Annotated in this window: 17 protein-coding genes; 13 read left to right on the top strand and 4 right to left on the bottom strand. The window is 66.3% G+C overall.

What is annotated here, in order from left to right; genetic code table 11:
* Nucleotides 1-49: 49 nt before the first annotated feature.
* The 4 genes from odhB (at nucleotide 50) to ACV22Z_RS06780 (ending at nucleotide 4,590) form a co-directional block, all read left to right on the top strand.
* Nucleotides 50-1,324 (top strand): 2-oxoglutarate dehydrogenase complex dihydrolipoyllysine-residue succinyltransferase, encoded by a 1,275-nt coding sequence (gene odhB, locus ACV22Z_RS06765; protein ID WP_448075541.1) that lies wholly within the window; start codon nucleotides 50-52, stop codon nucleotides 1,322-1,324.
* A gap of 82 nt (nucleotides 1,325-1,406) precedes the next feature.
* The gene (gene lpdA, locus ACV22Z_RS06770; RefSeq protein ID WP_160925708.1) at nucleotides 1,407-2,837 is read left to right on the top strand and encodes a dihydrolipoyl dehydrogenase; all 1,431 of its coding nucleotides are present in this window, start codon (nucleotides 1,407-1,409) and stop codon (nucleotides 2,835-2,837) included.
* 97 nt (nucleotides 2,838-2,934) lie between these two features.
* Entirely contained in the window at nucleotides 2,935-4,032 is a 1,098-nt protein-coding gene (gene zapE, locus ACV22Z_RS06775; RefSeq protein WP_448075542.1) for a cell division protein ZapE, read from the top strand.
* A 144-nt stretch (nucleotides 4,033-4,176) separates the two neighbouring features.
* On the top strand, nucleotides 4,177-4,590 hold the full coding sequence (locus ACV22Z_RS06780) for a transposase (protein WP_448075543.1): 414 nt from the start codon (nucleotides 4,177-4,179) through the stop codon (nucleotides 4,588-4,590).
* A 98-nt stretch (nucleotides 4,591-4,688) separates the two neighbouring features.
* Here the strand turns inward: ACV22Z_RS06780 and ACV22Z_RS06785 are convergent, their stop codons facing one another.
* The 4 genes from ACV22Z_RS06785 to ACV22Z_RS06800 form a co-directional block, all read right to left on the bottom strand.
* Nucleotides 4,689-5,150, bottom strand: a complete 462-nt coding sequence (locus ACV22Z_RS06785) for a DUF2147 domain-containing protein (protein ID WP_448075544.1) — start codon at nucleotides 5,148-5,150, stop codon at nucleotides 4,689-4,691.
* Nucleotides 5,151-5,318: 168 nt separating this feature from the next.
* Nucleotides 5,319-7,007, bottom strand: coding sequence for a ShlB/FhaC/HecB family hemolysin secretion/activation protein (locus ACV22Z_RS06790; RefSeq protein WP_448075545.1), 1,689 nt, complete (start codon nucleotides 7,005-7,007; stop codon nucleotides 5,319-5,321).
* Nucleotides 7,008-7,148: 141 nt separating this feature from the next.
* Complete coding sequence (locus ACV22Z_RS06795; RefSeq protein ID WP_448075546.1) at nucleotides 7,149-8,621, bottom strand: collagen-like triple helix repeat-containing protein; 1,473 nt, start codon at nucleotides 8,619-8,621, stop codon at nucleotides 7,149-7,151.
* Between the two features lie 43 nt (nucleotides 8,622-8,664).
* The gene (locus ACV22Z_RS06800; protein WP_448075826.1) at nucleotides 8,665-10,224 is read right to left on the bottom strand and encodes a collagen-like triple helix repeat-containing protein; all 1,560 of its coding nucleotides are present in this window, start codon (nucleotides 10,222-10,224) and stop codon (nucleotides 8,665-8,667) included.
* 816 nt (nucleotides 10,225-11,040) lie between these two features.
* Here ACV22Z_RS06800 and ACV22Z_RS06805 point away from each other — a divergent pair.
* The 9 genes from ACV22Z_RS06805 to ACV22Z_RS06845 all read left to right on the top strand — a co-directional run bounded on the left by ACV22Z_RS06805 (nucleotide 11,041) and on the right by ACV22Z_RS06845 (nucleotide 19,373).
* Entirely contained in the window at nucleotides 11,041-11,214 is a 174-nt protein-coding gene (locus ACV22Z_RS06805) for a Flp family type IVb pilin (protein WP_448075547.1), read from the top strand.
* Between the two features lie 75 nt (nucleotides 11,215-11,289).
* The gene (locus ACV22Z_RS06810) at nucleotides 11,290-11,790 is read left to right on the top strand and encodes an A24 family peptidase (protein ID WP_448075548.1); all 501 of its coding nucleotides are present in this window, start codon (nucleotides 11,290-11,292) and stop codon (nucleotides 11,788-11,790) included.
* The gene (locus ACV22Z_RS06815) at nucleotides 11,787-12,263 is read left to right on the top strand and encodes a TadE/TadG family type IV pilus assembly protein (RefSeq protein WP_448075549.1); all 477 of its coding nucleotides are present in this window, start codon (nucleotides 11,787-11,789) and stop codon (nucleotides 12,261-12,263) included. The genes ACV22Z_RS06810 and ACV22Z_RS06815 overlap by 4 nt, the downstream gene beginning before the upstream one ends.
* An 84-nt stretch (nucleotides 12,264-12,347) precedes the next feature.
* Entirely contained in the window at nucleotides 12,348-13,250 is a 903-nt protein-coding gene (gene cpaB, locus ACV22Z_RS06820; RefSeq protein WP_448075550.1) for a Flp pilus assembly protein CpaB, read from the top strand.
* 79 nt (nucleotides 13,251-13,329) lie between these two features.
* Complete coding sequence (locus tag ACV22Z_RS06825; RefSeq protein WP_448075551.1) at nucleotides 13,330-14,664, top strand: type II and III secretion system protein family protein; 1,335 nt, start codon at nucleotides 13,330-13,332, stop codon at nucleotides 14,662-14,664.
* A gap of 45 nt (nucleotides 14,665-14,709) precedes the next feature.
* Entirely contained in the window at nucleotides 14,710-15,987 is a 1,278-nt protein-coding gene (locus ACV22Z_RS06830) for a fimbrial protein (RefSeq protein ID WP_448075552.1), read from the top strand.
* Between the two features lie 3 nt (nucleotides 15,988-15,990).
* The gene (locus ACV22Z_RS06835) at nucleotides 15,991-17,370 is read left to right on the top strand and encodes a CpaF family protein (RefSeq protein WP_448075553.1); all 1,380 of its coding nucleotides are present in this window, start codon (nucleotides 15,991-15,993) and stop codon (nucleotides 17,368-17,370) included.
* Nucleotides 17,363-18,358, top strand: coding sequence for a type II secretion system F family protein (locus tag ACV22Z_RS06840; protein WP_448075554.1), 996 nt, complete (start codon nucleotides 17,363-17,365; stop codon nucleotides 18,356-18,358). Before ACV22Z_RS06835 ends, ACV22Z_RS06840 begins: the two co-directional genes overlap by 8 nt.
* Nucleotides 18,359-18,362: 4 nt before the next feature.
* Nucleotides 18,363-19,373 carry a type II secretion system F family protein gene (locus tag ACV22Z_RS06845; protein WP_448075555.1) on the top strand — a complete coding sequence of 337 codons (1,011 nt, stop codon included), beginning with the start codon at nucleotides 18,363-18,365 and terminating at the stop codon, nucleotides 19,371-19,373.
* Nucleotides 19,374-19,381: the final 8 nt, after the last annotated feature.

Below are 19,381 nucleotides of genomic sequence, written 5' to 3' on the forward strand. Positions count from 1 at the left end.
ATTCGCCAGAACCTCGTCATTACCCAGATTAAGCATCCAGGAAAATCACATGGCTATCGTAGAAGTCAAAGTCCCCCAGCTTTCGGAGTCGGTTTCGGAAGCCACCATGCTGCAGTGGAAGAAGAAGCCCGGCGAAGCTGTTGCGCAGGACGAAATCCTGATCGAACTCGAGACCGACAAGGTCGTGCTCGAAGTGCCGGCACCGGCAGCAGGCGTGCTCGCGCAAGTGCTGCAGAACGACGGTGACACGGTGGTCGCCGATCAGCTGATCGCGACGATCGACACCGAAGCGAAGGCAGGTGCCGTCGCCGCAGCGGCAGGCGAAGCCGAAGTCCAGCCGGCGGCTGCACCCGCTGCCGCACCGGCCGCCCAGCCGGCTGCTGCCGTCGCATCGAGCTCGGCATCGGCCTCGCCGGCCGCATCGAAGATGATGGCCGAGAAGGGCCTCGCCGCAGGCGACGTCGCCGGCTCGGGCCGCGACGGCCGCATCACGAAGGGCGACGTGCTGTCCGCAGGCAGCGCGCCGAAGGCCGCACCGGCCGCCGCACCGGCGAAGACTGCCGCTGCGAAGCCGTCGCTGCCGGAAGTGAAGGTGCCGGCGTCGGCAACGACGTGGCTGAACGACCGCCCGGAACAGCGCGTGCCGATGTCGCGTCTGCGTGCGCGTATCGCCGAGCGTCTGCTCGAGTCGCAGCAGACCAACGCGATCCTGACGACGTTCAACGAAGTCAACATGGCTCCGGTCATGGAACTGCGCAACAAGTACAAGGACAAGTTCGAGAAGGAACATGGCGTGAAGCTCGGCTTCATGTCGTTCTTCGTGAAGGCGGCAGTCCACGCGCTGAAGAAGTTCCCGCTCGTGAACGCGTCGATCGACGGTAACGACATCGTCTACCACGGCTACTTCGACATCGGTATCGCCGTCGGTTCGCCGCGCGGTCTCGTGGTGCCGATCCTGCGCAACGCCGACCAGATGAGCCTCGCCGACATCGAAAAGAAGATCGCCGAATTCGGCCAGAAGGCGAAGGACGGCAAGCTGTCGATCGAGGAAATGACGGGCGGTACGTTCTCGATCTCGAACGGCGGCGTGTTCGGCTCGATGCTGTCGACCCCGATCATCAACCCGCCGCAATCGGCGATCCTGGGTGTGCACGCGACGAAGGAGCGTCCGGTCGTCGAGAACGGCCAGATCGTGATCCGTCCGATCAACTACCTGGCGCTGTCGTACGACCACCGGATCATCGACGGCCGCGAAGCCGTGCTGTCGCTCGTCGCGATGAAGGATGCGCTCGAGGATCCGGCACGTCTGCTGCTCGACCTGTAAGCCACACCCTCTGCATTGACCCGCTTCGCACGGGCGCGCGACATCGCGCGCCCGTGCGAACGCACAAGAAGAAAGGATTGCCATGTCCAAGGAATTTGACGTCGTCGTGATCGGCGCAGGCCCCGGCGGCTATATCGCCGCGATCCGCGCCGCTCAACTGGGCAAGACCGTTGCCTGTATTGAAAAGTGGAAGAACCCGGCCGGCGCGCTGAAGCTCGGCGGCACCTGCCTGAACGTCGGCTGCATCCCGTCGAAGGCGCTGCTCGCTTCGTCGGAAGAGTTCGAGAACGCGTCGCACCACCTGGCCGACCACGGCATCGCGGTCGACGGCGTGAAGATCGACATTGCGAAGATGATCGGCCGCAAGGACGCGATCGTCGAGAAGATGACGTCCGGTATCGAGTTCCTGTTCAAGAAGAACAAGATCACCTGGCTGAAGGGCCACGGCAAGTTCACCGGCAAGACCGATGCCGGCGTGCAGATCGAAGTGAGCGGCGAGGGTGAAACCGAAGTCGTCACCGCGAAGAACGTGATCATCGCGACGGGCTCGAAGGCACGTCACCTGCCGGGCATCCCGGTCGACAACAAGATCGTTTCGGATAACGAAGGCGCGCTGACGTTCGACGCAGTGCCGAAGAAGCTCGCCGTGATCGGCGCGGGCGTGATCGGCCTCGAGCTCGGCTCGGTGTGGCGCCGCCTCGGCGCCGAAGTGACGGTGCTCGAAGCGCTGCCGGCGTTCCTCGGCGCAGCCGACGACGCGCTCGCGAAGGAAGCGGCGAAGCTGTTCAAGAAGCAGGGCCTCGACATTCACCTCGGCGTGAAGATCGGCGACGTGAAGGCGACTCCGGACGGCGTGTCGATCGCCTACACGGACAAGGACGGCAACGCGCAGACGCTCGACGCCGACCGCCTGATCGTGTCGGTCGGCCGCGTGCCGAACACCGACAACCTCGGCCTCGAGGCGATCGGCCTGAAGGCGAACGAGCGCGGCTTCATCGACGTCGACGACCACTGCCGCACGGCGGTGCCGAACGTCTACGCGATCGGCGACGTGGTGCGCGGCCCGATGCTCGCGCACAAGGCGGAAGACGAAGGCGTGCTGGTCGCTGAAGTGATCGACGGCCAGAAGCCGCACATCGACTACAACTGCATTCCGTGGGTGATCTACACGTACCCGGAAATCGCGTGGGTCGGCAAGACGGAGCAGCAGCTGAAGGCGGAAGGCCGCGAGATCAAGTCGGGCAAGTTCCCGTTCTCGATCAACGGCCGCGCACTCGGCATGAACGCGCCGGACGGCTTCGTGAAGATGATCGCGGACGCGAAGACGGACGAGCTGCTCGGCGTGCACGTGATCGCGGCGAACGCATCGGACCTGATCGCGGAAGCCGTGGTGGCGATGGAATTCAAGGCGGCGTCGGAAGACATCGCCCGCATCTGCCATCCGCACCCGTCGATGTCCGAAGTGATGCGTGAAGCGGCACTCGCCGTCGACAAGCGCTCGCTGAACAGCTGAGCGCGTTGTAGCGCCGGCCGGCGACTGGCCGGCGCCACCGTTACATGACGAAGGCGGGCGGGGTTTCCCGCTCGCCTTCGTCTTTTTGGTTTGCCCGATGAACGTCACCGAATACTACGCGCGGGAGCTGACCACGCGCGGCTATCAGTCCGACCCCGCGCAACGCGCGGCCATCGACCGCCTGCAGCGTTGCTACGACGAATGGGTCGCGTACAAGGCGCGCCGCTCGAACGCGTTCAAGAAGCTCATCATCCATCCGGAACTGCCGCGCGGCGTCTACATGTGGGGGGGCGTCGGGCGCGGCAAGAGCTTCCTGATGGACAGCTTCTACGCAGTCGTGCCCGTGCAGCGCAAGACGCGCCTTCACTTCCACGAGTTCATGCGCGAAGTGCACCGCGAACTCGAGGAACTGAAGGGGCAGGCCGATCCGCTCGACGAACTCGCGCGCCGCATCGCGAAACGCTATCGGCTGATCTGCTTCGACGAATTCCACGTGTCGGACATCGCCGACGCGATGATCCTGTACCGGCTGCTCGACCGCCTGTTCACGAACGGCGTGCAGTTCGTGATGACGTCCAACTACGATCCGGACGACCTGTATCCGGACGGCCTGCATCGCGACCGGATGCTGCCCGCGATCGCGCTGCTCAAGGAGAAGCTCGACGTGATGAACGTGGACGCGGGCGTCGACTATCGCCAGCGCACGCTCGCGCAGGTGCAGATGTATCACACGCCGCTCGGCGCGGACGCAGACCGCGCGCTGCGCCACGCGTTCGCGAAGCTCGCGGCGGTGCCCGACGAGAGTCCGATCCTCCACATCGAAAAACGCGAGCTGAAGGCGCTGCGCAAGGCCGACGGCGTCGTATGGTTCGATTTCGCGACGCTGTGCGGCGGGCCGCGCTCGCAGAACGACTATCTCGAGCTCGCGAGCCGCTTCCATGCGATCGTGCTGTCGGAGGTGCCGCAGATGTCGCCGCGGATGGCGTCGGAGGCGCGCCGCTTCACGTGGCTGATCGACGTGCTGTACGACCACAAGGTCAAGCTGCTGATGTCCGCGGCGGTGCCGGCCGAGCAGCTGTACGTCGAGGGCCCGATGGCCAACGAATTCACGCGGACGGTATCGCGGATCGTCGAGATGCAGTCGAAGGAGTATATCGAGACGCCGCGGCGCATCGTCGATACATCGTTGACCTGATCGTGTGGCCGGTCAATTGGCCGGATTCAATGATCAATTCCGGTCAAATCGATGCGATCTCTCGTTAATTTCGGACGAGTCTTATATTCAACGCGAGGGTGAGCCGATATCGTTGTGTCATGGTTCCTAAGGCTGGAGATGTCCATGACACCGTATCGCGATCTGACCGACAACGAGTGGCGCCGCGTTGCACCGCTGCTGCCCGAAATGCAGCCCCGCACCGAATTGCGCGGCCGTCCGCTTGCCAATACGCGCGCCGTGATGAACGGCGTGCTGTGGGTGATCTATAGCGGCGCGACGTGGTCGGCGATGCCGCGCCGCTATCCTTCGTATCAGACTTGCCACCGCCGCTTCAAGGTGTGGCACGAGACGGGCACGCTGATGCAGGTGATGCGCACGTTGTACGGCGATGCGGGCATGAACCTGTGCAATACGCTGGCGACGAGAATGCGCACGCACACGCAGTCGAAAGCAGCAGAGGCGCGCGGCGCCGCGCTGCCTGCACATCCGGCCACGCGTGGCACGTATGCGTCGAATGCGCTGAAGCAGGCAGCATGACCTTCCGGAATGAGCGCATCGACTGCCCAAAATGAAATCGGCCTGACGACTGAGTCGCAGGCCGATCTGCATTGACGGGCGCACCGTCGCGCGCATCGTTACTGCTGGCGAACCCAGGTTTGCGAGCGTCCAAGCAGCGACACGCCGATATACCCGCGCACGACGAGCTTCTGGCCGCCTTCGTCCAGCGCCATCTTGCACTTGTAGACCTTGCCGTTCTCCGGATCGAGGATGTTGCCGCCATCCCAGTGATCGCCATCCTTCTTCATTGCCTTGATGATCGTCATGCCCTTGATCAGCTGATCCTTGCGATCATCCGTGCACGCGGTGCAGCGGCGATCGGGCGTGTCGTTCGCGCCGAGGCCCTTGACGACCTTGCCCGACAGCGAACCATCCGTGTCCTCGGAAATCTGCACGAGCGCCTTCGGCTTGCCGGTGCTGTCGTCGATCGTCTGCCACATGCCGACAGGGCTGTCGGCCTGCGCAAATGCGTGAGCGGCACAGGCCAGCAGCGCGCCGGCCAGCGCCATCGAACGCAACGGGCGGGTCAGTTGAATCATCGTCTTCCTCCTTGTTTCGCATGTCGTTTTCGAACCGCTCGCACGACCGCCTGCATGGGGCGGTGGCATGTTGCGAGCTCTTTGCAGAATACGTGAAACCGCGTGTCGCGTTTTGATAGAGGGGACTCTAATCGAAACAGCCCGCGGCGCGGGCCGTGCGGGGCGCGATCAGTTGAGCTGGTACGAGAACGCGGCGTTGATGCGCGGGCTGCGCGATGCGCTCTCCACCGGCGCGTCGCCGACCGGTTTCGCGACCGACAGGTCGAGGCTGTAGTAGCGGCTGTCGCTCAGCCGCACGCCGAGACCGACCGACGACAGCCGGTTCGGCTGCGGCGTGCCCGCATGCAGATACACGCGCGCCATGTCGTACGCGACGTACGGCGTAATCGACTTCAGGTAGGTCCAGCCCGGCGAGAACCCGCGGTTGACCTCGAGCGACATCCCCCATCCCGAATCGCCGGACGTCTCGCCCGGCTGGTAGCCGAGCGCATAGCGCTGCGCGCCGAACGCGATCTGCTCGGACGTCGGCAGCGAATCGGGGCTGTACTGGCCCGTCAGTGAGACCGACGTGCCGATCCGGAACGGCCATTCGTTGGTCTGCGTGAACGTCGCGCCGGTGCGCACGAAGGTCAGCGAGATCGGGCTCGGCACCGACACGACCGTGCTGCCCGACGTGATGTCCTGCGACTTCGATGCGCCGAGAATGTCGAAGCCCTTCGCGACGTTGACGCTCAGCTTGCGAACCTGCTTGGGCTCGACGCTCGTGTAGTCGAGTTGCAACTGCAGCACGCGCACTTGCGAGCGGTTGTCGAGGGTGACGCCACTGATCTGGTTCTGGTAGCGGTCCTCGTTATGAGACGCGTAGCCGGACACCGTCCCGAGCAGGCTGCGCTGGTTGTTCAGCAGAATCGGATAGGATGCCGAAAGACCGAGCTTTTCGTTCTTCACGGTGCGCTCGACATAGGACGGCAATCCGGGGTTGTCCTGCGGCTTGCCGCGGTACGTGCTGGCGTCGAGCCGCGTGACGAGGCCGCTGCTGCCGACCGGCACCGCGCCGCTGAACGCGACGTAGGTCTGCTTGTCGCGTCCCGGCGGCGCGAGCGCGGAGATGCTCAACTGCTCGCCGAGCGACGTGAGGCCGTTTTCGGTCGCCGTGATGAGGCCTTGCACGCCCGGATGGTTGAAGTCGATCCCGGTACTGACGTTGAACGGCTTGCGGTCGACGTTCAGCTCGAGCGTCGTCGCGCCGTCGGTGGTCTGCGGTGGCGGCACGTTGGCCTTGACCGACACGCCGGGCAGCAGGCCGAACGTGTTGACGTAGCGCTCGAACGTCGTACGGCGCAGCGGGCGATCGGCGGTGATGTGCGCGGCGATTGCGCGGATCTTCGATTCCATCGCGCCGGGCTTGCCGGTCACCTTCACGTCCGACACATAGCCTTCGACGACGGTCACGCGCACGACGCCGTTCTCGAACGTCTGCGCGGGAATGAACGCGAACGACAGCGCATAGCCGTGATCCTGGTACAGCTTCGTCACGCCGTTCGCGGTTTCGATCAACTGACCGATCGTGATGTCCTTGCCGACGAGCGGCGTGAAGCGGCGCGAGATCTCTTCGAACGGCACCGACTTGACACCCTCGACCTGGAATGTGGTCGGCGTGAGGTGCCGCGACAGCAGTTCCTGCAGCTGGGGTGCCTGAGGCGCGATCTGCACGGTCACACTCGGACCTTTCTTCGGGGCGTTGATCTGGGGAAGGGAGTCGAGCGGGTTGCCTGCGACGCGCGTCTGTGCCTGCACTGTGCCAGCCGCCGCCGTGATGGCGAGCAGCATCATCCATGTATCGAGTCTGGATTTCATTGTTGTTCCTCGTTGGCCTTGCTTCTCGTCTTCTAATGCTCGCGCGCGGCACTCGAGGTGCCGCGCGTCGTGTGCCGCATTGCCGGTTGTGATGTTGTCGGCCGCGCGTTCGCTCCGGCTGGAAACGCGCGGCCTTCGTGCTTACTTGCCGATGCTGCCCAGTGTGCCGAGCAGGCCCGTGACCGGTGACAGCAGACCGGTCGAGCCGCCCGACGTGGAACCCGTCGCGCCGCCGACGAGCGACGTGACCGGCGCGAGCGGGTTCGACGTGCCCCCGGTGCCCGCTGCGCCGCCCACGGTGCCGGTGACAGTATTCAGCAAACCGGTGACGGGTGCGAGAGGGTTTGCACCGCTTGCGCCGCCGGTTGTACCGCCTGCTGCGCTGCCCAATGCGCCGGTGACGGTGGAGACGAGGCCGGTGACCGGAGCGAGCGGATTGCTGCCGCCGGTGCCGCCCGCTGCGCCGCCGAGGGCGCCGGTGACCGTCGACACGAGGCCCGTGACGGGCGCGAGCGGACTGCTGCCGCCCGCGTTGCCCAACAGGCCGGTGGCCGGTGCCAGCGGATTGCTCGCGCCACCCGACGTTGCGCTGCCGCCGAGCGTGCCCGTGGGCGAGCCGAGCCCCGACAGCAAGCCGCCGAGCGGGTTGGTCGAGCCGGAGCCCGACGCCGTCCCGTTCTGTACGGTCGCGGTCGTGCCGCCGACGAGGCTCGTGATCAGGCCGGGGATCGGCGCCGCGCTGTTCGGGCCGTTCGGATTGACGAGGCCGCCTGCGTTGGTCACGGTGTTGCCTACCGCAGTGATGAGTTGGCCCACGTCGCCGACGAGCGGCTGCTTCGACGTGCCCGCGACTTGCTGGCCCGCCGAGCTGACCGCGCCGCCGATCTGGCCGAGCAGGCCTGACACGGGTTGACCGAGGCCCGTCGTCGTGCCGACCTGTTGCGTGACCTGGCCGGCGGTGATCACGAGCGGCGTAATGGCCGAGCTGATCGGTTGCGTGATCTGCTGCACGGGGCCCGACGACAGCGCCGAGCTGACCGTGCTGCCTGCGGCGCCGAGGCCGTTGGCGACCGTGTCGAGCACGGTGCCGACGGGCGTCGTGACGGGCGCCAGCGGCGACAGCGGGCCGGTGCCGAGCGCCTTGACGGTCTGGCTCAGGCCGGACACGGTGTTGCTCGTTGCGCCGACAACGTTGCCCAGGCCGGCGACCGTCGTGCCGACCGGGTTCTGCGTGGAGCCGGTCTGTCCGAGTCCGTTGCTCACGGCGTCCGTGGCCGCGCCGAGGATCGTGCCGGTGCTGGAAACGGTGTTGCCGACGCCTTGCGTCACACCGTTGCCGAGGCCCGGCACGCTGACGTTGCCGACCGTGCTGCCGAGATCCGTGGCGGAGTTGCCGACCGTGCTGACGACCCCGGTCGTGCCCGTCTGTGTCGGCGTGGGCGTCGGCCCCGGGTTCGGGCCGCTCGTGCTGCCGCCGTTGTTGCTGCTGGTGGCCGGCGGCGCGCTCACGCCGTTGCCGCCGCAGGCGGCCAGCAGGCAGGCGGCCGCGAATGCGGTGAGGGGAATGCGCCACTGACGCAGCGCGGCCGACGTGAGAGAACGTTGCTGGGACATGTTTGACTCCTCGCAGTCTTGTCGATGAATGAAACGAGCGGATTTACTTGCCGTGGATGCCGCCGAGCAGGCCACCGAGCAGCCCCGTGACGGGCGCGAGCGGATTCGACGACGTGCCTGAGTTCGTGACGGCACCCGTGCTTCCCGACAGCCCGGACGTCACGCCGCCGACTGCGCTGGTGACGGTTGACACGGCGCCGGTGACAGGGGCAAGCGGGCTGCTGCCGCCAGTACCGCCGGTCGCGCCACCGAGTGCGCCGGTGACGGTGGAAACGAGGCCGGTGACAGGGGCGAGCGGGCTGCTGCTACCGCCGGTCGCGCCGCCGAGTGCTCCGGTGACGGTCGAGACGAGGCCGGTGACAGGAGCGAGGGGGCTGCTGCCGCCTGCACCACCGGTCGCGCCGCCAAGCGTGCCGGTGACGGTGGAGACGAGGCCGGTGACAGGGGCGAGCGGGCTGCTGCCGCCAGTACCGCCAGTCGCGCCGCCGAGCGCGCCGGTGACGGTGGAGACGAGGCCGGTGACGGGGGCGAGCGGGCTGCTGCTACCGCCGGTCGCACCGCCGAGCGCGCCGGTCACGGTGGAGACGAGGCCTGTAACAGGTGCGAGCGGGCTGCTGCTGCCGCCGGTCGCGCCACTGAGTGCTCCGGTGATGGTCGAGACGACGCCAGTGAACGGCGCGAGCGGGTTGGTGACGCCGCTGCCGCCGGTCAGCAATCCGCCGACTGCCTTCACGGTGTTGCCCGTCGACGAGACAGTGTTGCCGAGGCCGGTCGTGACCGGGTTGCCGCCCGTCGACGCGATGAGCGCGCCGCCTTGGTTCAGGCCATGGCCGAGCGTCCCGAGCAGGGTATTGATCGGTGCGCCGAGACCCGTCGCGGAACCGATCGTCTGGGTTGTCGTGCCGACCATCGTCGTGATCGGCGTGATCGCGGAGCTGACGGCTTGCGTGACCTGCTGGACCGGGCCGGTCGACAGCGCGTTGGTGAGCGTGTTGCCGCCGTTCGCGACGGCGTTGCCGACCGTCGACACGAGACCGCCGACGGCCCCCGTGACGGGCGCGAGCGGCGACAGCGGACCGCTGCCGAGGCTCGTGACGAGGTTGCCGGTCTGCGTGACGGCGCCGCCGAGCTGATTGACCACGCCACCCGTGCTGGCGACCGTGGTGCCGACCGGGTCCTTCGTTGCGCCAAGTTGGCCGAGGCCGTTGCCAATGCCGTTGCCGAGCGTCGACACCGCGCCGCCCACGCTTTGCAGGATGCCGCCGGCGGCTTGCGTCGTCTGCGGGTTGACGCCCGGCAGCGTCTGGCTGCCGACGACGGTGCCGAGTCCCGACACGGCCGAGCCGACGTTGGTGACGAGGTTGCTGCCGCTGGCGAGGACGGTACCCACCGCGTTCGACGACACGCCCGACGTACCGCTCGTGCCGCTGGTCGTCCCGCTCGTGGTGCCGCTGGTCGTCCCACTCGTGGAGCCGCTCGTCGAGCCGCTGGTACTGCCGCTCGTGCTACCGCTCGTGCTACCGCTCGTCGAACCGCTCGTGCTGCCGCTCGTACCCGACGTGCCGCTCGTCGAGCCCGAGGTGCCGCCGCCGGAAGTGGAAATCGCATCGTTGCTTCCCGAACCCGAACCCGAGCCGCTGAGGCCCTTGCTGATCGAACCGGAACCGCCGCACGCGGAGAGGGAGAGCATGGCTGCCACGGTGGCCGTGATCAGAGTCGTCCGGAGCGTGCCATGGGGGATTACCTGAATGTCCATTTCGTCCTCGCATTAAAACCGTGTTGTGTTGGTTGGTGCGCGGACTACTCTGCAACTGTCGTGCCATTTCGGCGGCCGTCGGTTCGACGAATTGTTTTAAACGAGACAATTCCTTTCGGCAAAGGGACTTAGGAGGCTTGAAAGATTGTTGAAATTGTTTAAGGAGGTGCGGGCGGGATCGATTTCAGCCGTTGCGTAACGTAACGTCACATCATTGGCGTTACGAGGGTGACGTAACGTGGGCGAGGGAAAGTCGGCAGGAATGGTCGGTTTGTTTTACTGGTGGATTAGATGTGCACATCTAACCTATCGTTAATCCTATGTGTAAGGCGTACCGAAACACCGTACAAATACGCCGTGCTTCGAGTCGTTTTTTTTTGATCCGCGTTGAAAGGGGGTTGGAATTTTTCGGGGATCGGAGATAAGATTTGGTTCAGGTGTAAGGTTTGTACTAATTGGTACATGACGTTCGAGGAGGGCTCCTATCGCGAATGTTAACTTGCATCAAATGATGATCCGTTCCGTTCGGGACGATCTATAAAGAAAGCGCACTCGCTTGTCGTCACGGCTGATGTGGCGAACGACGCGGGGCATGGCCAAATATGCGGACACGACAACGTATAAGCGGCCAGAAAAACAGAGTTACAGGCACGAGGAAATAAAATGAAATCAATGATGATGCGCTTCCTTCGGGAAGAAACCGGGGTTACCGCGATCGAGTATGGTCTGATTGCGGGTCTTGTGGCGGTCGGTATCATTGCCGCTCTTACGTCGCTCAAGACCGATCTCGTCGGTCTGTTCAATTCGATCGGTTCGCAAATTTCCGCGGCAGGCTGAGTTTCGCGATTTGTCGCCACAACGGGCGAATCGTCGCGGCGATTCGCCCGCTCTGCGTCTGCGGGCGGTCTTCACATGGCACTCATTCTCGGTATCGGCGTGTTCTTTGCCTGGGCGATGCTTGTCGCCGCAGGTGATATCCGGTTTCGCCGCGTGCCGAACGTGCTCGTTGCGTTCGGTCTGGGCGGCGCCTTCATTTCGACGCTGATTCACGCCAATCCATTCGGCATTTCCCCGATGCAGGCATTGATCGGCATGGTGGTCGGTCTGATCGGACTCTTTCCGTTTTTTGCATTCCGCGTGATGGGCGCGGCGGATGTGAAGGTATTCGCCGTGCTTGGCGCGTGGTGCGGCTGGAACGCACTGCTGTGGCTCTGGGTCGTCGCAAGCCTCGCTGCCGGCGTGCATGCACTCGGACTCGTGCTGCTCTCGAGGACATCGCTCGGTGCACTCTGGCAGCGCGGCGCACCGGCGCTCGTGCTCGGCGGGAGGCGCGCCACACCGTATGCGGCGTGCCTGACGCTGCCTGCGGCTGCGTGGCTTGCCTATCTCGTGATATCGGGGGGCGTACGATGAGACGACACCTTTTGCCGCACACCCGACGGCGCCAGCACGGCGCGACGGCGGTGGAATTCGCGCTGGTGTTTCCGATGTTTTTCCTGATCTTCTACGCGATCGTGACCTTCGGCCTGATCTTCGCCGTTCAGCAGAACCTTACGCTGGCGGCGAGTGAGGGGGCGCGAGCGGCGTTGAACTACGCGCCGGGGACCACGACGACATTGGCCCTGGCCGCAAGAGCACAGAACGCACAGGGAATGGCACTGGCCTATATCGCCCCCGGGTTGAAGAACTATGTGGACGTTCCGGTTCCGACGCCGGCGTCGTGCAGCTATGACCCGACCAACGCGAGTCTGCATTGCGTGACAGTGACCGTAACGTACCGGTACAAGGATTCGCCGCTGGTGCCGAATATCCCGTTGCTCGGCATGGTGCTGCCCAACACGCTGACGAGTTCGGCGACCGTGCAGATCCCGGATACCTATCTATGAAGGAACGAAGCAAATCAGCGCATTCCGCATTTGGCTTGCAGTCCATATCAATAACAATTCCTACCGTGGCACCGAAACCCAGACATGGCTAACCACTTGACGAAGATCATCGCCGGGCTGCTGATCGCAATCGCGATTCTCCTCGGAATCTATGCGTGGATGCTCGGGCGCCACCAGGTCCGCCCGGCTGAATCGCAACCGCAGGCTGCGGTCGTGAAGGCGGTGCCGATCGTGGTTGCCGCACGCCTGCTGCCCGCAGGCCAGCCGATCACGGCTGATGCGCTGAAGCTGGGGCAGGCACCGGCATTGCCGACGGGCGGGTTCAGCGATCCGGCCGTGCTCGTCGGCCGCGTGCCGGCAAGCAATATCCTCGTCGCATCGCCGGTGCTCGAGAACGCGCTGACGTCGGGGCTCGCGGATCAGGTCGCGTCGGGCGAGCGCGCTGTCGCGGTCAAGGTCGACGAGTCGAATGCGGTCGGCAACCGGCTGCGGCCCGGCAATTTCGTCGACGTATTCCTGAACCTGAGGCGCGATGGCGCCGGTGGCGTCCAGTCGGGCACCGAGATTCCGATGACGCAGGCGCGCCTGCTGCTGTCGAAAGTGCGAGTGCTGTCGTTCGGCGATGCGACGCCCGATCGCGACGGTGGCGCAAGCGCGACGGGTACGGTGCGCACGGCCGTGCTCGCGGTGCCGACCGCGCAGATCGATGCGCTGACGCTTGCCGAGGCGAGCGGCCGCCTGACGCTGGCGCTACGCAATCCGAATGACGACGAGATCGCAGTGCAGACGGTAGCAATGCACACGGCGGGTAACCTGGGTCCGTCGGCCGTGGCTGCTGCCGGCATGTCGCTCGACGAGCTGTCTGCGGGACGTACGCGCAACGCGCCGCGCGCACCGGCCGCGCCGAGGGCGCCGGTCGTCGCGCGATCGGGCGGTGGCAGCATCGAAGTGATTCGCGGGGGGCGGACCGAGAAGGTCGCCTATTGAACAACAGCGGAACAACAGCGCACACGATCATCGACAGCAGCAACGGAAGGGAGAAGGCCGCTCGACGGTCTCCGACACAATGACAAACAAAATGATTGCTTTCGCAATTGCCCTCTGGGCCATGACGTTCGCAGCGCTGGCGGGGGCCACCGGCGTGAACGGTTCGATCGACCTCGCGGTCGGCGCGCAGCGGCAGATCGCCGCCGGGCACGCACTGCAGCGGGTCGCGGTCGGCGATCCGTCGGTCGCCGACGTGCTCGTGATGAAGGGCGGCCGCGCCGGCACCGTGCTGCTGGTCGCGAAAGCACCCGGTTCGACGAACGTGATGCTGTGGGAGCGCGGCCGCGACGAGCCGACCGTATGGAACGTCAATGTCGTCGATGCGGCTGCGCAGGCGGTGCTCGATGATTCGACGCCCAGTGTGAAGGCCTATGGCGGCACGCCGGTGGTGTCCGGCTCGGCGGCGTCGCTCGACGCGCATGAGCGTGCCGCTGCCGTCGGCAAGCGCATGAGCGGCAAGGACGGCACGGTGATCGACACGTCGACGGTCGGCGGCAAGAATACCGTGCAGGTCGACGTGCGCGTCGTCGAGTTCAGCCGCTCGGTGCTGAAGGAGGCGGGCCTTAACTTCTTCAAGCAGAGCAACGGCTTCGCGTTCGGCGCATTCACGCCCGGCGGGCTGCAGTCGGTGACCGGCGGCGCGACGTCGGCGTTCCAGGCGACGGCCGGCATCCCGATCGCGTCCGCGTTCAACCTTGTCGTGAACTCGGCAGGCCGCGGCATCTTCGGGAACCTGTCGATTCTCGAGGCGAACAATCTCGCGCGCGTGCTCGCGCAGCCGACGCTCGTCGCGCTGTCCGGGCAGAGCGCGAGCTTTCTCGCGGGCGGCGAGATCCCGGTGCCGGTACCGCAGGCGCTCGGGTCGACGGCGATCCAGTGGAAGCAGTACGGCGTCGGCCTGACGCTCACGCCGACCGTGCTGAGCCCGCACCGCATCGCGCTCAAGGTCGCGCCGGAATCGAGCCAGCTCGATTTCCTGCATGGCGTGACGATCAACAGCGTATCGGTGCCCGCGATCACGACGCGCCGCGCCGACACGACGGTCGAGCTCGGTGATGGCGAGAGCTTCGTGATCGGCGGCCTGATCGATCGCGAGACGATGTCGAACATCAACAAGGTGCCGTTCCTCGGCGATCTGCCGATCATCGGGGCGTTCTTCAAGTCCCTGAATTATCAGCAGAACGACAAGGAGCTGGTGATCATCGTGACGCCGCACCTCGTGGCTCCGATCGCGAAGGGCGCGTCGCTGCCGGCGACGCCGGGCGAGCTGTCCGAGCAGCGCGACGGACCGGTGTGGCGGTCGTTCCTCGGCGGCATTGCGTCGCCCGATGCGGCGCCGGGGTTTTCGAAATGAACGCGGGGCGTGTCGTCGCGCGGAATGCAACCGGGGGTGTTCAACATGAACGCGAGAACCCTTTCCTTGGCTGAGCCCGCCGTGACCGACTATTTCGTGTGCGCGTCGCAGCAGGACAGGCACGTCAGCTGGCTGGGCGCGACGCTGGTGTCGGCCGGCGCGGTGGAAGCCGCGCCGCTCGAACCGACCGCGCTCGCACAGCGCATCTCGGGACACAACCCCGCGATCGTCTTCATCGACTTCTCCGGTGCGCAGGCGGCGGCGAGCGCGGCCGCCGCGGCTGTGCGACTCGCGCATCCGGGGTTGCCGATCGTCGCGCTGGGCACGCTGGCCGAACCCGAAAGTGCGCTGGCCGCGCTGCGGGCCGGCGTGCGCGACTTCATCGACGTGTCCGGGCCCGCGGACGACGCGCTGCGCATCACGCGCGGATTGCTCGAACACGTCGGCGGCGAGCCGGCGAACCGTCACGGCAAGCTCGTCGCGCTACTCGGCGCCCGCGCCGGGATGGGCGTGAGCACGCTCGCCGCGAACCTGGCGGTGTGGTTGCAAAAGCGCGCGACATCCGGCGCGGCGGCGAGCGGCGCGGCCGCGTTCGGCGCCACTGCGCCGCACGGCCGGCAGACCGCGCTCGTCGATCTCGGCCTGCCCGCGGGCGATAGTGCACTGTTCCTCAATACGCGTTGCGAGTTCCATTTCGTCGAGGCCGTGCGCAACCTGCGCCGCATTGACCGCACGTTCGTCAACACCGCGCTGACCCGCCACGCGAGCGGCGTCGCGCTGACCACGCTGCCGCCGAACCTTGCCGACCTGCGCGACGTGTCGTATGCGTCGAGCGTCGGCCTGCTGAACCGGCTGCGCGCGTTCTTCGACCAGCAGATCGTCGATCTGGGCGGATTCTCGAACCGCGAGTTCGTCGCGCAGATCGCGGCGGCGACGGACGAGGCGTGGCTCGTCTGCGACCAGGGCGTCGCGTCGATCGTGTCGGCCGTCGATCTGCTCGAAGGGCTGCGCGATACGGGCGTCGACATCGGCAAGGTCAGGCTCGTCGTCAACCAGTACGATCCGGAACTCAACCTGACGCCCGGCCAGATCGCCGAGCGTCTCGGCATCGGCCTGCTGGCGACGCTGCCCGCGCGCCGCGTGCCGATCGGCCATGCGGCCAACCAGGGCCGGCTCATCGTCGACACGGCCGAGCGCGATCCGTACGTGCGCGCGCTCGAACCCCTCGCCGAACGGCTGACCGGCGTCGCCGCGGCACCGCGCGCCGTGTCGGGCCTTTCCGCGCTGAAGCGCTTCATTCAACCTTTGTCCAAGCGGTCGTAAGCGATGGCACACGACATTCAATTTGCCGACGGCGCCGCGCCGTTCTCCCAGACGCAGCAATTCCACGACATCAAGAATGCCGCGCACGAGCACCTGCTGACGCGCATCGAGGAACTGGGCGCCGAGTTCGGCCGCTGGTCGCGACAGGCGATCAACCAGTTCGTCGACCTGGAGATCGACAGCTTCGTGCGCCTGCGGCGCATTCCGCTGAACGAGAACGAGGTGCGCACGATCGCGGAGGCGCTGACGAAGGAACTCGCCGGTTTCGGGCCGATCGAGGACCTGCTCGCGGATCCGCACGTCGAAGACATCCTGATCAACGGCTACAACGACATCTACGTGTCGCGTCACGGGATCCTGGCGAAGCTGCCGGTGCGTTTCACCGACAACGCGCACCTGCTGCGGATCGTGCGCCGGATCCTTGCGCCGGTCGGCCGCCGTCTCGACGAATCGAACCCGATGGTCGACGCGCGGCTGCCGGACGGCGGGCGCGTGAACGTGGTCATCGAGCCGCTGTCGATCGATGGGCCGGTCGTGTCGATCCGCAAGTTCCGCAAGGACCCGCTGAAGCCGGCCGACCTGCTCGGCAACGGCACCTACAACGAGGAGATCGGCGCACTGCTCGAGGCCGCGGTCGAGGCGCGCTGCAACGTGCTCGTGTCGGGCGGCACGAGCTCGGGCAAGACTTCGCTGCTCAACGCGCTCGCGTTCCACATTCCCGAGCCGGAGCGCGTCGTGACGATCGAGGACACGGCCGAACTGTCGCTGAACCACCCGCACGTCGTGCGGCTCGAGAGCCGGCCGGGCGGCTTCGACGGCACCGGCGTCGTGACGATCCGCGACCTGCTGCGCAACACGCTGCGGATGCGGCCGGATCGCATCATCGTCGGCGAAGTGCGCGGCGGCGAGGTGCTCGAGATGCTGCAGGCGATGAACACGGGCCACGACGGCTCGATGGGCACCGTGCACGCGAGCTCCCCGCGCGAGTGCCTGTACCGTCTCGAGATGCTGGCCGGCTTCGCGGGCTTCCAGGGCACCGAGTCGAGCCTGCGCCGCCAGATCGCGAATGCGATCGACTTCATCGTGCAGATCGGCCGGCTGTCCAACGGCCGGCGGCGGATCCTGTCGATCACCGAAGTCACCGGGCTGTCGGACAACATCATCGCAACGCAGGAGCTTTACCGCTACGAAGCGCGCGTGACGCCGGACGGCGAAGAGATCGACAACTGGGAATCGCTCGGCATCCATCCGCATTCGCCGAAGCTTGCGCGCTTCCGCCAGACGCTGGCGGGCGGCGGATTCGGCAGTGGCGGCGGCGGATTCGGCAGTGGCGGCGGCGGATTCGGCGGCTTCGGCCGCGGCGGCGGAGGCTTCAATGTATAGCGTGATGGCCGGGGCGCTTGCGCTCGCGCTCGTCTGCGTGGCCGCTGCGCTGATGCTGTGGCGGCACGGCGAACTGAAGCGCAGGCGTGCGGACGCACAGCGCTTCATCGACAGCCGGATCGAGCCGGCTGCGCGTGCGGGTGCGGCGGCGAAAGGCGAGTCTGCGCCGGCGGCGCGCGTGCTCCCCGGAGCCGGCGCCCGCCCCGCAATGCCGGGTGGACCGTCGACGCAATGGGCGCGCTGGCGAGCGGCAACGGCCGAATACGTCGAGCATCTGCTGAGCCGCGCAGGTATCGAAGGCGCGCGCGGCAAGGCGGGCGCAGCACTGGCGGTGCTCCTTGCCGCGGGGGGCGTCGCCGGCCATGGTGGCGGCTGGCTCGCATGTCTCGCTGCGCTCGTGGGCGGCACCGCGTTGCTCGCGTTCTGGCTCGCGACGCGCATCCAGCGCCGGCGCCTGCAGATTGTCCGGCAACTGCCATCGTTCCTCGACGGCATCGTGCGTCTCGTGACGCTCGGCAACAGCGTGCCGGCCGCTTTCCAGGCCGCGCTGTTGACCACCGAGGCGCCGCTTCGCGGCTGTCTCGACCAGGTTTCGAGGATGCTGCGCACCGGGGTCGAGATCGATCGCGCGATGATGCACGTCGCGAAGGTCTATCACACGAAGGAATTCGAACTCGTCGGCTCGGTGCTGCGGCTGTCGGTCCGCTACGGCGGACGCGCCGACGTGATGCTCGACCGGATGTCGACGTTCATGCGCGATCTCGAGCAGGCGGAGCGCGAGCTGATGGCGATGTCGGCGGAAACACGGCTGTCAGCCTGGGTTCTCGTGTTGCTGCCGATCGCGATCGGCAGTTTCGTAGTTGCCACCAGCCCCGACTATATCCGCACGATGTGGTCCGATCAGGGTGGGCGCCAGCTTCTCTACCTGGCCTTCATGCTGCAGGTCGCGGGTGGCGCGTGGCTGTACAGGATGGCCAGGTTGAGGTGACACGATGACTCCCAATCAACTCGGATCGATTGCACTGGCGCTCGGCGCTGTCGGCGTGGTGCTTCTGGCAATCCTGGCGTTGCGGCGCGCAGGTGCCGAGATACGCAGCCGGCGGGCACTTGCCGACGCGCTCGACCGGCGCGCGGCGGCCCTCGACGCGGCTCGCCTGTCGAGTACGTCGGGCGGGGATGCGCCAACGCCACTGTCGGAGGGTACGCCGGCCACGGCACGGCATACGAAGGTGGCACGACTGCTCGAGCGGATGTCGGCGATCGGAATGCGCTGGCTCGAAACGGGCATCGGGCAGCACGCTGTTGCCGACGAAGACCGGCGGCTGCTCGAGCAGTGCGGCTATGTCGACACGCGCTCACGCGGACTGTTCCTGAGTGCGCGGATCGCCTGCGCCCTGGTCGTACCGCTTCTGTTCGCTGCCTTCGTCGGCTCCACTCTGGTGGGAGGGCGATGGCTGTTCGGCATGGTGATGGCATTCGTCTTCGGGTTCATGCTGCCCAAGCTCTATCTGCGCCGCCGTGCAGCGGCGCGTCGGCAATGCGTCGTCGACGAACTGCCGCTCCTCGTCGACATGCTGCGCCTGCTGCAGGGCGTGGGGCTGTCGCTCGACCAGAGCATCCAGGTCGTGACCAATGACTTCAAGGGCATGATGCCGGTTCTGTCGTCGGAGATGGGCATCGCGCAGCGCCAGTTCGCGTCCGGGCGCACGCGCGAGCAGTCGCTGCAGCGGCTGTCGTCCGGCTTTGAGAACGAGGATCTGCGCGCAATCGTGCGGCTGATGGTCCAGGTCGACAAACACGGCGGTGCGGTACAGGAGCCGCTCAGGCAGTTCGGCGATCGGTTGCGCGAGACACGCCGCGCGATGCTGCGCGAGCGCATCGGACGGCTGACGGTGAAGATGACGGGCGTGATGATCGTGACATTACTGCCAGCGTTGCTGATCGTGACGGCCGGCCCGGGGGTTATCTCGGTGCTGCATGCGCTTGTTCAGGCGCGCCACTGATGTGGCGG

This window comes from Burkholderia sp. PU8-34, assembly GCF_053427725.1.